The organism is Acinetobacter sp. Colony158 (assembly GCF_019264745.1).
Taxonomy (GTDB): domain Bacteria; phylum Pseudomonadota; class Gammaproteobacteria; order Pseudomonadales; family Moraxellaceae; genus Acinetobacter; species Acinetobacter ursingii.
The window spans coordinates 2969272-2983271 of sequence record NZ_CP078523.1 but is presented as its reverse complement, the minus strand read 5'-3'; the positions used below and the strand labels follow the sequence as shown (position 1 = coordinate 2983271).

The window sequence follows — 14000 nt, the reverse complement described above, 5'->3', positions numbered from 1 at the left end:
ATYTTTTCATCAGGCTGTCAAAATTTACCCACCACGCTGGTCGCGAAATTAATGGATAATCAGCAAACTCGAGAGAATGTTCAATATCTTGAACAATATGCCAAAGAAAATATTAATCAACAGCTTATTGTTAAAACTGATCTAAATTATGGCGATCAGTTGAGTCAAAGGTTGGATATTATTTATCCTGAAGTGTTGGTCGATCAGAAGATTCCTGTGGTCTTTCTGGTTCATGGTGGTGGTTGGGTTGCTGGTAATAAAGAGAGTATGTTGCCCTATGCGAAAATGATTGCGGATCAAGGTTTTTTGGTAGTCAATGTTGAATATACTTTAGTTCCACAAGCCGCTTATCCACAACAGGTATTAGAGTTAAATCAGGCAGTTGAATATATTGTTCAACACCAAAATCAATTACCAATCGACTTATCTCGTGTATTTTTTAGTGGTGATTCCGCAGGTGCAAATATTACGAGTAGTTATGTTGCCGCATTAAATGCGCCTAAAATGGCAGAGCAGCTTAGTTTGAAAGCGTCTGTATCTGCTCAAAGTGTGAAGGGACTCGTTTTACATAGTGGCGTTTATGATTTAAAAACCTTATACCACTCAAGTGCAAAAGCTGGAAAAATCGTTTCTTGGGGCGCACAAAGCGTCATTGCCCAATACAGTGGCTATCCTCATCCTACGGATCAACAATTAGACTTGATGTCTGCTTATCCGTGGGTCACAGCGCAATTTCCACCCGTGTATTTTAGTGCAACAGATCAGGATATTTTGACTCAAACTCAGACTAAGCCATTGGTTAAAAAGCTTAAAAATTTGGGTGTTGATGTCAGTTCGAAAATATACACCAAAGATTATGCCGAAAATATTAATCATGATTTTAACTTTAATATGCGGTTTAAAGCCAGTCATGAAGTTTTTGATCAGTCTATTCAGTTCCTCAAGCGTCATTCTTGAGTTTGATTAGAATTTTAAGTAGTTATAAAAAAATCAGCATCCAAATAGGATGCTGATTTTTTTCAAAACATTGATAGAAAATAAATAAAACTTATTTTTCTACAATGGCAACCACACCTTGACCACCAGCGGCACAGATCGAGACTAAAATACGCCCTGAACCTTTTTGGTTGAGAATTTTAGCCGCAGTCGCAAGGATACGACCACCTGTTGCAGCAAATGGATGACCCGCAGCTAAAGAAGAGCCGTGAATGTTCAATTTCGAACGGTCAATTGCACCTAAAGGAGCATCTAAGCCTAAACGCTCTTTACAGAATTTAGGATCTTCCCACGCTTTAAGTGTAGAAAGCACTTGTGATGCAAATGCTTCATGAATTTCGTAATAATCGAAATCTTGTAGTTTTAAACCAGCACGTTCAAGCATACGCGGAACTGCATAAGCAGGTGCCATTAATAAGCCTTCTTTTTTATTTACGAAGTCAACCGCTGCTGTTTCAGAGAAGCTTAAGTATGCTAATACTTCATGTCCGTTTGCTTTCGCCCATTCTTCAGAAGCTAAAAGAACAACAGATGCACCATCAGTCAGTGGAGTAGAGTTACCCGCTGTCATGGTCGCATTTTCACCTTTACCAAAAACAGGCTTAAGTTTGGCAAGTTTCTCGACTGATGAGTCTGGACGTAAGTTATTGTCGCGTTCAAGACCCATAAACGGGGTAATTAAGTCGTCGAAGAAACCTTCTTCATAGGCTTTTGCCATTTTGTGATGAGAAGATGCAGCAAGTTCATCCTGTTCTTCACGACCAATATTCCATTCAAGGGCGGTAATTGCAGCATGATCGCCCATTGAAAGACCTGTACGTGGTTCACCATTTTTTGGCGCATCCATCAATTCTTTCAAATTAATTTTAGTTAAAGCCTTTAAACGATCTTTACCTGTTTTTGCGATGTTCAATTCAAGCAAAGCTTTACGTAGACCGTCACCAAATGCGATAGGAGCATCCGAAGTTGTATCTACACCGCCAGCAATTGCAACATCGATTTGTCCCAGTGCAATTTTATTGGCAACGGCAAAAGCAGCTTGTAAACCTGTACCACAAGCTTGCTGGATATCGTAAGCAGGTGTTTCTGGTGCAAGAGCAGTGTTCAGTACGCACTCACGGGTCATATTAAAATCACGGCTATGTTTTAGTACCGCACCCGCAACGACTTCACCAAGGCGTTGACCTTGAAGGTTGTAACGTTCAACCAGACCATTTAATGCAGCAGTCAGCATGTCCATGTTAGATGCTTTAAAATACGCGCCATTAGAACGGGCAAATGGAATACGGTTACCACCAATAATGGCGACACGGCGAATTGCGTTTTGACTCATGTTTTGATCCTGTTGAACAGAAGGTTGCGCTTTAGTTGAAGTTGATGCTTTTGTACTAGCTGGCGTTTTACTGGTTGCAGCAGTCGTTTTTGTACGCGCAGTGCTTGAACGTGTACGTGGTGTTTTGGTTGCAGTTGCAGAGGTTGCTTTCGCTGTACCTGAAGCTGTACTTTTAGTTGCGCGTGGAGTGCGCTTTGATGTATTTGACACAGTATCCGAAGCAGTATTAGTCGGTGCTGTTTGCTCTTGTGGATTGTCTTGAGTTGTTTTGCTCATAAGGCTTTTCCAAGCATGTTTATGATATTCTTGCGGTGTACATTAACATAATTAAAATAGACCTGTATTGACTAGAATGACATTCTAGACTGCATTCAGGTCAAGACATATCAAGATTAACTCAAGTATTATTTTATTCAAATCCATGAACCTATATGTTCACAAGTTTCCAACAAAGGATATAAACAGCAATTATCTGGCTGAGTTTATACATACATTTTTTGCATGAGAGATAATAACCATGACTGATCAATACCAGGCATTTACCCAATCACCACTTGGTAAATTTGTAGTAAAAAATTTAGGTTTACCATCACCTGTGGTGCTAGATCGTTTTGAAAGTGCAGAACCTGTGATCAATGGTGCTGTATTGCTTGGTGCTGCGCCTTCAAGTTCTTTATCTGGCGCAATTGCACAGGTTTTGAGTAATATCCATGCGGACAGCTATGCAGGCAATAATGCAGAGTTACAACAAACTGCCGCAAAAGTTGGTTTAAATTTACGTGCTTTTAACTCAGGCGATAAAGAATCTAAATTTAAGGCGGTGGTTTTTGATGCGTCTGGCATTCAAAACTCTGAACAGTTGAACGAACTGTATAAATTCTTTAATCCAGTGGCACGTCAAATTCAAAGCTCTGGTCGCGTGATTGTGATTGGCACCACACCAGAATCAGCAAAAACTGTAAAACAAGCAATTGCTCAACGTGCGCTTGAAGGTTTTGTAAAATCTGTTGGTAAAGAATTTAAAAAAGGTATTACTGCACAAGTCGTCTATGTGGATGAAGGCGCGGCGGATAATATCGAATCAACTTTACGTTTCTTGCTTTCTCCACGTTCAGCGTATGTTTCTGGTCAGGTGATCCGTGTATCTAAAGCAGATGTGGTAAAAGTAGATTGGAATCAGCCATTAGCAGGTAAAACGGCATTAGTCACTGGTGCAAGTCGTGGTATTGGTGAAGCGATTGCACATGTATTGGCACGCGATGGCGCACACGTTATTTGTCTGGATGTACCACAGCAGCAAGCAGATCTTGATCGCGTAGCAGCGGAAATTGGTGGCTCGGCTTTAGGTCTGGATATTACTGCGGCTGATGCAGGTGAGAAAATTAAAGCAGCTGCTGCAAAGCAGGGCGGTTTGGATATTATTGTACATAACGCTGGTATTACACGTGACAAAACTTTGGCCAATATGAAGCCTGAGCTTTGGGATCTGGTAATTAACATTAACTTGTCAGCGGCTGAACGTATCAATGACTATCTACTGGCTAATGATGGCTTGAATGAAAATGGTCGAATTGTTTGCGTTTCTTCAATCAGTGGTATTGCAGGGAACTTGGGACAAACCAACTATGCTGCATCTAAAGCAGGCGTAATTGGTCTGGTGAAATTTACTGCGCCAACGTTGAAAAATGGTATTACTATCAACGCTGTTGCGCCAGGCTTTATTGAAACTCAGATGACCGCTGCGATTCCATTTGCGATTCGTGAAGCTGGTCGTCGTATGAACTCGATGAATCAAGGTGGTTTACCTGTTGATGTTGCGGAAACAATCGCATGGTACGCATCAACTGCATCAACTGGTCTAAACGGTAATGTTGTGCGTGTTTGTGGGCAAAGCTTGCTCGGCGCATAATTTGCTAGTTTTTATGTGGTCGCTTTGAAAATAGAATAATATTCGCCCTCTCTTTATCAGTTTAAGGAGAGGGTATCCTCATTGTAAATCTATAAAAATTGAATAAGGTCAACCATGAATACACGCCATTTTAGCCAACTTCCTAAACCGTATCTGGCTTATCCAAAAGTCATTCAGGGTCTGGTATTTAAAAAGCCAACGGGTCCAAAAGTTTTGCCACAGGTTGAATATGTGGTGGATTCATTTCAAGTCGATCAAAAACATTTGCAAGCTTATAATGAAGTTTGTGGCTTTAAAAATGATGGTTTTATTCCTGCGATTTATTTAGCGGTGCTTTCGCAGAGTTTACAGATGCATATGATGACCACAGAAGCTTTTCCATTTGCAGTGTTAGGTTTGGTTCATATTCGTAATCAAGTCAAACAAACACGTAAAATTGGAGTAGATGAACGTTTAACATTATCTTGTAAATTTGGCGAGTTAAAGCCGCATGATAAAGGCGTTCAGTTTGATTTCATTACTACTGCAAAAGTGGGTAATGAAATGGTGATGCAAGGTTTAACCACTTATTTGTCTCGTCAAAAGACAGAGAAAAAGACTACTGAAAAAGCAAAAGAAAGCAGAACACCAGAGTATCAACTTCAACAAGTATGGGATATTGCAGAAAATACAGGTCGCCGTTATGCCAAAGTTTCAGGTGACTTTAACCTCATCCATATTCATGCGGTGACGGCAAAAGCCTTTGGTTTTAAACAGGCGATTGCGCATGGAATGTGGAGTAAAGCTAAGGCTTTGGCCAATATCAACTTACCAGACGCTTATGAAGCAGATGTATGGTTTAAACTTCCAATGTATTTGCCATCAAAAGTTGAGTTTTTGACAGCAGAGCAGCCAAAGGAAACTGATTTTTTAATTCGCAATGAAAAGTCTAAAAAACCGCATGTTTCAGGGACGGTCAGCGCTTTGTAAATTTCAAAAGCCCGATCAATTCGGGCTTTTTATATAAAACTAGAAAAAAATGAGGGAACAAGAATGAGCGCTTTAACAGAAATTTTATTTGCAGATAAACAGAATTATCATGGTTTGATTGATCAGCGTTTTCACGATTTGGCAGAACAATTTAGCCGTTTGCAGGATGCGCGGACTGAACAAGGCGGAGCAGCTTTAGCCGTTTATTTTCGCGGGCAAAAAGTGGTTGATATTTATACAGGTAAAAAATCTCAGACTGAACAATGGAATGATGAGACGCTTTCTGTTTGTTACTCAACTGGAAAAGGTGTATTAGCAACTTTGACACATATTTTAGTCAGTGAGGGCTTGATAGAATATGACATTCCAATTGCACATTATTGGCCAGCGTTTGGGCAGAACAATAAGGAGAAGATCACACTCAGACATATATTGAGTCATCAAAGCGGTTTGTACGACATTCGCAATTTGATTGAGGATGCACGTGAAATGCTGAATTGGTCACATATGTTACAGGTGTTTGAACAAGCGACGCCACGTTTTGCTGTTAATCAAAGCAATGCTTATCAAGCATTAACATTTGGCTGGTTAGTAGGAGGAGCACTTGAAAAAGCGACTGGACGCGGTTTATCCGATTTAATGCAAACTTATTTGGTCAAACCTTTGCAATTAGACGGTGCATTTTTTGGTGTGCCGAGTTCAGAGCTGGATCGTGTTGCTAGATTAATTCCACAAAAAAGATCAATCGAGCAAAACTCTCAAGACGCTAAAACAAAGAAAGTAAAAGCACATAAACCATCTCTTGCCGATAAATTAGTCACATGGACAGGACAAAATCCACAGGATTTTCAGGATGCGATGATCCCAAAAGGAATGAAAAATTTTAGTTTCTTTAGTGATGAGGGACTGCAAGCGATTATTCCTGCTGCCAATGGTACTTTTACAGCGAATAGCCTAAGTAAGATCTACGCAATGCTTGCCAATGGTGGTCGATGGGAAGGTCAGACCTTCATTCAGCCAGAGGTTTTTCAGCAACTGAGTACGATTCAAAGTTATGCAAGAGATAGAGTCATGCCGATTCCGATGAACTGGCGACTGGGTTATCATCGCGTTTTAACGATGGGCAAACGTACAAAAAATGGCTTTGGACACATCGGTTATAATGGTTCGGGAGCATGGTGCGATCCAGATCGAAACTTAAGCTTTGCTTATACTCATAATTTTAAAATTGGTTCGATCACGGGGGATTATCGTTTATGGGGATTGACTCAAGAAACCTTGCGTTGTGGAGACCTGATATTAACAGGGCGTAAGGGCTGGTTTTAATTTAAATTTTCAGCTTTGCAGGAATGTGATAAGTGATCTGAATATATTTGGGTTGTTGTTTGACACGGTTGATGCTTCCCCCCAAACCCTCTGCAAGTTTTCGGCTAGCATAGTTTTGTTCTGCGACGGGATAAACAAAATAATCACTTCCAAGGTTTAAAACCGCCCAATCATAAATCGACTTCAATGCTTCTTTGGCATAGCCTTTGGCGTGTTCATCTTCACGTATCCATAAACCAAATTCAGGCGTTTGAGTATGGATACGGTGAATGCCAATTAAGCCAATAAACTTTTGAGAGCTTTTATCTCTTAGCACAAAATGTTGATCTGTGCCTTGAGTTTGAGCATGTATCCAGCTTTTACCAATCGACTCAAATTCCGCAAAAGATTTTGCTGGCTCCCAAGACATAAATTGAGTCAAACTTGACGTAATGCATGGATAAATATCAGGACAATCCTGTAACTTAAAAGTTTCTATATTGAGTCTAGGAGAACTAAGACTTGGAGTAGCAAACATAGTAAATTTATATATGTTTAAAGAACTTAATTATCATATATAAATAATAATCATTTGCAAATATAAAGTTAGATTGAATTCATTAATTCCATTTTAATCATGATTTCCACATGACGTTGAAACGATGGCTCATCTAAGCCTTGTAGACCAAGTTGATAAATTCCTTCTAAACCACACACAAAAGCAATGAGTCGCCATGCCACATCTTGAGCGGTTGTCGTTTCAAGCATTTTAAACTGCTTTTGTTGTATCCCATCTTGAATCAACTGCACCAATACATTGTGCCATCGTTGCATGGTGAGGTTATAGGCTTTTTTTATTTCGATATCTTGTTCTATCAAAATTTCAGCTTCATTCCAAAGTCGTAAATAAGGCTGAGTTTGCTCGATATTTTCGCAACCCAATAGTAAAGAAATACGTTGAAGCCATGAATCTGTAAGTACCTGAGCTTCAAGTTCATTCAATTGATCCATCAATTCAATAAAAACTTGCGCTTTTAAGTGTGAGGCAGACTCAAAATGATGATGAACTTGACCTGTAGAAACCTGTGCTTGCGTTGCGATCGCCCGAACGGTCAATGCATTTAAACCTTCTTTTAATGCCAAAGTTTTAGCAGCAGCTAAAATCATGTCACGACGTTGTTCACGATTTAAATAGTTCATTCGCTCGGCTTTCAATATTTATCATCATTGAATTGAAGTTTAATAAAAGTTGGACGTTTGTTCAAGTTTGAGTATAATGATTTTAATTTGAACAAGTGTCCAACTTTAAATTGGGTGTTTTATGTACCGCAAGTGGATGATTCTTGCAATCATCGTTTTGATTTATTTGCCAGTCTCGATTGATGCCACCATTTTGCATGTCGCGATTCCGACTTTAAGCGCAACTTTGGCACTCAGTAATAACCAAATGCTCTGGGTCATGGATATTTATTCCTTGATTATGGCAGGTTTTATTCTGCCAATGGGAGCGTTGGGGGATCGTATTGGTTTTAAACGCCTAATGATCATAGGGGCGACGATCTTTGGTCTGGCATCTTTAATGGCGGCATTGGCTCAATCGGCTGATATGCTAATCTTGGCTCGCGCTTTACTTGGGTTAGGCGCTGCCATGATTCTTCCTGCCACATTATCAGGTGTCCGCAACAGTTTTCTAGATGAAAGACAACGTAATTATGCGCTAGGGATTTGGGGAACAGTTGGTGGCGGTGGAGCAGCTTTTGGTCCGCTACTCGGTGGTTTTATTTTAGAGCATTTTGATTGGGGCGCTGTGTTTTTAATAAATGTGCCCATCATTATCCTCGTACTTATTTTAACGGTTTGGATCGTACCAAAACAAAAAGTTGAATCTAAGCAGCCTTTAAACCTGTTACAGGCACTTATTTTAGTCAGTGCAATTTTAATGATCATTTATGCCGCTAAAACAGCGACGCATGAATTGAATTATTTCATTATTTTATTGTTTGTGATTGGACTCGGTGCTTTGATCCTCTTTGTTAAACAGCAGTTAAAATCAGCAAGTCCAATGATTGATTTTAGTTTGTTTAAGCATCCTGTGATTTCCACCAGCATGGTCATGGCAATTGTGGCGATGATCGCACTCGTCGGATTCGAGCTTTTGTTGTCGCAAGAACTTCAGTTTGTTTATGGTTATACACCGTTGCAGGCAGGCTTATTTATCTTACCTTTTATGATTGCGATTAGCTTGGGTGGGCCATTTACTAGTTTTTTAATGAATCGTTATGGACTTCGCCCAGTCGCTACTTTAGGGATGATGATGTGTGCCTTTAGTCTATGGGGTTTTGCGCTTACTAATTTTGATACACAACATGTGCAAACGTGGGGTCTTATGATTGTTATGGGCATCAGCGTTGAAATTGCATTGCTTTCATCAACTGCTGCGATTATGACTGCTGTGCCTCCACACAAAGCAACCGCAGCTGGGGCAATAGAGGGTATGGCATATGAACTCGGTGCGGGTTTAGGGATTACAATATTTGGTCTTTTACTTTCTTTTTTCTATACGCAATCTTTATTGATTCCGCATGGTTTACCATCTGAGTTAGCTCAAACAGCAAGTCATTCAATTGCTGAAGCGATGCAAATTGCACAACAACTTGATGATAAAAGCTTAGTAATTGCATTGACTCAGGCAGCATCAGATGCCTTTAGTCATTCACATGCGAAAGTACTCGCGATTGCAGGAAGCCTGTTTTTAATTTTATCTGGTTTTGTGTGGTGGGCATTGCCTTCTAAGCAAGTAAGTGATGAGGAGAATAGCTATTAAAACAATTTGTTTATTTAATATTTGCTTGTTGATGTATTGTTGCTGAATTCATTCACTATCGGACAAAAAAACAGTATCCTTATAAATACATTAAGGAGCATTCATGTATCAAGTACTGGCTAGAAAATACCGTCCTCGTAATTTTATTGAATTGGTCGGGCAAAACCATGTGTCGCGTGCACTCACCAGTGCGCTTGAGCGTGGACGTTTGCATCATGCCTACTTGTTTACAGGTACGCGCGGCGTGGGTAAAACCACGATTGCGCGTATTTTGGCAAAATGTCTAAATTGTGAAACAGGCGTTACTTCTACACCTTGTGAAGTCTGTGCAACTTGTCGCGCTGTCAATGAAGGTCGTTTTATTGACCTGATCGAGATTGATGCGGCATCACGTACTAAAGTTGAAGATACACGTGAGCTTTTGGACAATGTGCCTTATGCACCAACTCAGGGGCGTTTTAAGGTTTATTTGATTGATGAAGTGCATATGCTGTCTACACATTCATTTAATGCCTTGCTCAAAACTCTGGAAGAGCCGCCTGAACATGTGAAGTTTTTATTTGCAACCACAGATCCGCAAAAGCTTCCAATTACGGTGATTTCTCGATGCTTACAATTCACCTTGCGTCCTTTAGCTGTAGATGAAATTACCGAACATCTGACGACTATTTTAGACAAAGAACAGATCAGTGCAGACAAAGATGCGATTTGGCAGATTGCAGAATCTGCGCAAGGGTCTTTGCGTGATGCTTTATCTTTAACAGATCAAGCGATTGCTTACGGGCAAGGTGAAGTCCATCATCAAGATGTTAAGGAAATGTTGGGGCTGATTGATCGAACCATTATCTATGATCTGATCATTGCAATTCATCAAAATCAACAGGCGCGTGTCAGCCAATTATTACTACAATTCCGCCAACAAGCGCTTGATCTATCACTGGTACTGGATCAGTTGATCTCCACCTTACATGAGCTAGCCTTGTTGCAATATTTACCTGAGTTAAGCCTCAAATATAGTGAGGAAATCAATCAAAAGATTTTAGCATTGTCAAAAATGGTGTCGGCCCAGGATTTACAGCTTTACTATCAGATCGCCTGTAAAGGTCGAGCAGAACTACAGCTCGCCGTGACTCAAGAACAAGGTTTCGAGATGTGTGTGCTACGTTTGTTGGCATTTCGTCCTTTAGCAATCGATGAAGTTGTGCTTGAACAACCTTCAGAAATGTCATCTGAAACTGTACAGCCTAGCTTTGAAGCAAATACGTCGACATTTGCACATGATTTTTCCACTGATAACTTATCCGCACATGATTTGCCCAAAGATGATTTGACGGCTGTTTCGCATATTCAGCAAATATCTTCTAAACCTGTTCAAGCCGAAGCCAATTCAGTCCTAATTAATACTGAAAATTTTGAGGAAGAATCTCAAACCTTTGAAGAACCAGAGCAATTGATTGCCATGGATCATGAAGCGTTGGAGTCTTCTGCTGCACCTGCAACTGACACACAAGAAAGTGTGGTGGTCTTTGATGCAAATTCAGATGAGTTGATTGGATTCGATATAGAAAAACCTGTACCAGCGATGTCAGTCGATGAGATGCAGGTTTTTCCTGTAGAAGAACTCTTAACTAAATCAGATATAGTCGATCCATCGCAGGATTCTTTTCTAGTTGAATCTATCGAACCTCTGGGCGAGGCAAAGCGAGACATGCTCTCAGCTCAAGATGGTATTGTTTCATCAGAGAATGTTTCATCAGATCGACTGGTATCTTCACTCTCAGAAAATATTGAAGACTCTAGTAAACCTCTAGAAAATCTACATGAAAATGCCCAAAATCCTAGCATTTCAGCTACTGACGCCGCAGTGAATTTTGAATCCACTGCCCAGACCATACAGTTTGAAGAACATCAACCTGTTGCGTCGCGTCATGAAGATTTAATGCCACAAGAAATTCTTAAACTTTCTGCGGAAGTTCTTGATGGCGAATGGACGCTGGAAAAGTGGGAGTACTGGTTTAGAAATAGTCAACTTTCACCTGCTGTTCAGGAGTTGGCCCAGCATGGTCTGATGTCAGGTCAAATAGACGGACTATGTACATTTACCATTCCGCAGCAATACGAAGGTATGCTTTCACAGCTTCAACATGCTTTGGAAACCGAAATTAAAACCTTGTGGCCAAATACCCAGTTTTCAGTGCAATATGCTGAAGTTTCAGGTATCACACCATTTGTAAAACAAGCGGAACGTAAACAAAAAGCCTTTCAACGAGCCGAACATTTGTTGAAAAAAGATCCTGTGGTCAAAAGTTTATTGGAAACATTTCAAGGTGAATTACAAAATATCCAGTTAAAATCATGATGAAGTAGTTTTTTAAAACGTATTTAATCTGATTCGCTTTTTAATACATAAGGTTGAAGTGCCATTCTGATTGTGTCTGGAACGGGTGTTGTTTTACGCGTTTCACGATCCACAAAAACATGGACAAAATGACCTTGAGCAGACGGTTCAACATGATGTTGTTTGAAAATGGCTAATTCATATCTTAAAGATGAATTTCCAATTTTCGCAATGGCTACGCCAACTTCAATCATATCTGGAAAAGACAGTTCCTGAAAAAAACTGCATGCAGAATCAACCACAAGACCAATGATGGGAGATTGTCGGATATCAAAACCCGCGTGTTGAATCAGTAATGAGTTCGCAGCAGTGTCAAAGTAGCTATAATAAGTAACATTGTTGACATGACCATAAATATCATTATCTGCCCAGCGTGTCTGGATATTTAAAAAGAAATGAAATTGATCACGTGTTTTTATTACAGGTTTTATCGATTCTTTGTTCATGCGTAAATCGCCTCATAGATTTCAAACGCAGCTTGTTCTGTCATTTCGCGTGGATTATTTTGTAAAAGGCGAGTTTGTAGCATCGCATCTTTGGCAAGCGTCTCGAGACTTTGCCGTGGTACATTCAAATCTTGTAACTTTAAAACCAGTCCACTTTGATCTAAGTGATTTTGCATATGATCAATAAAAAGATCACATAGACCATCGGAACAGCCATTACTATGTGGATCTAGCCATTGCATCAGTTCTGCATAGAGATGCTTGGCATGTGGTGCATTGAATTTGAGAACTTCGACTAAAACCAGTGCATTGGTATGTCCGTGCGAAAGATGAAAATGCCCACCCAAAGGATAGGCTAAGGCATGAACTGCACCCACTGGTGCATTGGCAAAAGCTTGTCCCGCGAGCATTGATCCCAATAACATATTTTGTCGCGCCTCCAAATCTGTACCATTTTTGAGGACTTTAGGCAGATTATCATTGAGTAAACGTAATGCATTTTTTACCAACATATCCGCGTAGAAATTTTTTTTGATTTTGGAGGTATAGGCTTCTATGGCATGCACCATCGCATCTATGCCTGTCGCAGCAGTAATATGTGCAGGTAAGCCTTGAGTGAAATTTGCATCCAATATGGCAATATCAGCATATAAATGAGGGGAGACAATACCTGTTTTAGTCGTTTCACCTGTAGTGACGATAGAAATTGGGGTAACTTCGGAGCCAGTTCCAGCAGTGGTAGGCACTAGAATTAATGGCAGTTTGGGGCCTTTGGCGTTATTCACGCCATACATCTCCATGATAGTCTGTTTTTGTTCAGGATGTGCCAATAGGGCAATGATTTTAGCAACATCCATCGAACTACCACCACCAAAACCCAAGATCGCATCGACTTTTTCTTTTTTAGCGAACTCAGCGGCATCGAGTACGATATGTTCGGGCGGGTCAGCCTGAATATTTGAATAAATTGAATAAGTAATATTTAGGCGTTCTAAAATCTCGATAATAGGTAAATGCAGTTGGTGTTGTACCATTCCTGCATCGGTGATGATAAGAAGTTTTCGATAGTGATTCTCGAGAATAATCTGTTTAACTTCCTGTATTGAGCCAAGACCTGAAATAATGCGAGCTGCTGTCTGAAATTGAAATTGGCTCATGAGGTATTTCCTTATTTTTCATCATAAATCGAACATTTCTGTTCATTTCTTCTATAGGATTCTGCTTTTAAATAAATTAACATAAGACACCTGAAAATAAAGCACTTTCGAGGTTTATATGTCATCACACCCACCTTATAAGGTGCTTTGTGTCTGTTTGGGAAATATTTGTCGTTCTCCCACGGCAGAGATTGTTTTAAGACATTTTTGTGATACATATCAACTGAATGTCGTGGTGGATTCGGCAGGTACGAGTAATTATCATCCCAACAAAGCACCTGATTCTCGAAGTCAGCAGCATGCATTAAAACGGGGTTATGATTTGTCTTCTTTACGTGCTCGTCAACTCAGGGTTCAAGATTTTTTGGAGTTTGATCTTATTCTAGCAATGGATCATGAGAATTTTGATGATATTCAACTGCTTAAACAAAAAGCATTAAAACAATATAAGCCACATCAATTGCTGGCAACAGTTGCTTTAATGAGTGAGCATGATCCAGTTTACTTAGGTCAAGCATTGCCTGATCCTTATTATGGTGGAGCTGATGGTTTTGAGCGAGTGCTCGATCAATGTGAATCTAGTGCTCAGGCTTGGGTGCAAATCTTTAAACAGCAAGCTTTAAACAAAAAATCATGACTAGCAATCAATAAAAATGAGTTTAC

The 14000-nt window shown here is 40.0% G+C and carries 12 protein-coding genes; 7 read left to right on the top strand and 5 right to left on the bottom strand.

Annotated features, from left to right (window positions below):
* Nucleotides 1-957 (top strand): alpha/beta hydrolase, encoded by a 957-nt coding sequence (locus JR005_RS12275; protein WP_416378500.1) that lies wholly within the window; start codon nucleotides 1-3, stop codon nucleotides 955-957.
* Between the two features lie 91 nt (nucleotides 958-1048).
* On the opposite strand, the gene JR005_RS12270 is transcribed toward JR005_RS12275, so the two are convergent.
* The gene (locus JR005_RS12270) at nucleotides 1049-2605 is read right to left on the bottom strand and encodes an acetyl-CoA C-acetyltransferase (protein ID WP_005004228.1); all 1557 of its coding nucleotides are present in this window, start codon (nucleotides 2603-2605) and stop codon (nucleotides 1049-1051) included.
* 241 nt (nucleotides 2606-2846) lie between these two features.
* On the opposite strand from JR005_RS12270, the gene JR005_RS12265 reads away from it, so the two are divergent.
* The 3 genes from JR005_RS12265 to JR005_RS12255 all read left to right on the top strand — a co-directional run bounded on the left by JR005_RS12265 (nucleotide 2847) and on the right by JR005_RS12255 (nucleotide 6533).
* Nucleotides 2847-4238 carry a 3-oxoacyl-ACP reductase gene (locus JR005_RS12265; RefSeq protein ID WP_151722516.1) on the top strand — a complete coding sequence of 464 codons (1392 nt, stop codon included), beginning with the start codon at nucleotides 2847-2849 and terminating at the stop codon, nucleotides 4236-4238.
* Between the two features lie 114 nt (nucleotides 4239-4352).
* Nucleotides 4353-5207 carry a MaoC family dehydratase gene (locus tag JR005_RS12260; protein WP_218665170.1) on the top strand — a complete coding sequence of 285 codons (855 nt, stop codon included), beginning with the start codon at nucleotides 4353-4355 and terminating at the stop codon, nucleotides 5205-5207.
* Between the two features lie 63 nt (nucleotides 5208-5270).
* Entirely contained in the window at nucleotides 5271-6533 is a 1263-nt protein-coding gene (locus tag JR005_RS12255; protein WP_218665169.1) for a serine hydrolase domain-containing protein, read from the top strand.
* Nucleotide 6534: 1 nt separating this feature from the next.
* On the opposite strand, the gene JR005_RS12250 is transcribed toward JR005_RS12255, so the two are convergent.
* Together JR005_RS12250 and JR005_RS12245 are read right to left on the bottom strand one after the other, a co-directional pair.
* Nucleotides 6535-7050 carry a GNAT family N-acetyltransferase gene (locus tag JR005_RS12250; RefSeq protein ID WP_004989113.1) on the bottom strand — a complete coding sequence of 172 codons (516 nt, stop codon included), beginning with the start codon at nucleotides 7048-7050 and terminating at the stop codon, nucleotides 6535-6537.
* 68 nt (nucleotides 7051-7118) lie between these two features.
* Nucleotides 7119-7712, bottom strand: coding sequence for a TetR family transcriptional regulator (locus JR005_RS12245; RefSeq protein WP_151832839.1), 594 nt, complete (start codon nucleotides 7710-7712; stop codon nucleotides 7119-7121).
* 121 nt (nucleotides 7713-7833) lie between these two features.
* Between JR005_RS12245 and JR005_RS12240 the strand changes: the two genes are divergently transcribed.
* Nucleotides 7834-9336, top strand: coding sequence for a SmvA family efflux MFS transporter (locus tag JR005_RS12240; RefSeq protein ID WP_044436888.1), 1503 nt, complete (start codon nucleotides 7834-7836; stop codon nucleotides 9334-9336).
* 103 nt (nucleotides 9337-9439) lie between these two features.
* Nucleotides 9440-11695: a DNA polymerase III subunit gamma/tau gene (dnaX, locus tag JR005_RS12235; protein ID WP_218665168.1), complete on the top strand. Its 2256-nt coding sequence runs from the start codon at nucleotides 9440-9442 to the stop codon at nucleotides 11693-11695.
* 23 nt (nucleotides 11696-11718) lie between these two features.
* On the opposite strand, the gene JR005_RS12230 is transcribed toward dnaX, so the two are convergent.
* Both JR005_RS12230 and JR005_RS12225 read right to left on the bottom strand, forming a co-directional pair.
* Complete coding sequence (locus JR005_RS12230; RefSeq protein ID WP_218665167.1) at nucleotides 11719-12180, bottom strand: acyl-CoA thioesterase; 462 nt, start codon at nucleotides 12178-12180, stop codon at nucleotides 11719-11721.
* On the bottom strand, nucleotides 12177-13337 hold the full coding sequence (locus tag JR005_RS12225; protein ID WP_218665166.1) for an iron-containing alcohol dehydrogenase: 1161 nt from the start codon (nucleotides 13335-13337) through the stop codon (nucleotides 12177-12179). Before JR005_RS12225 ends, JR005_RS12230 begins: the two co-directional genes overlap by 4 nt.
* Before the next feature lie 118 nt (nucleotides 13338-13455).
* Here JR005_RS12225 and JR005_RS12220 point away from each other — a divergent pair, with 118 nt between their 5' ends.
* Nucleotides 13456-13974 (top strand): low molecular weight protein-tyrosine-phosphatase, encoded by a 519-nt coding sequence (locus JR005_RS12220; protein ID WP_218665165.1) that lies wholly within the window; start codon nucleotides 13456-13458, stop codon nucleotides 13972-13974.
* The last annotated feature ends 26 nt before the right edge of the window (nucleotides 13975-14000 follow it).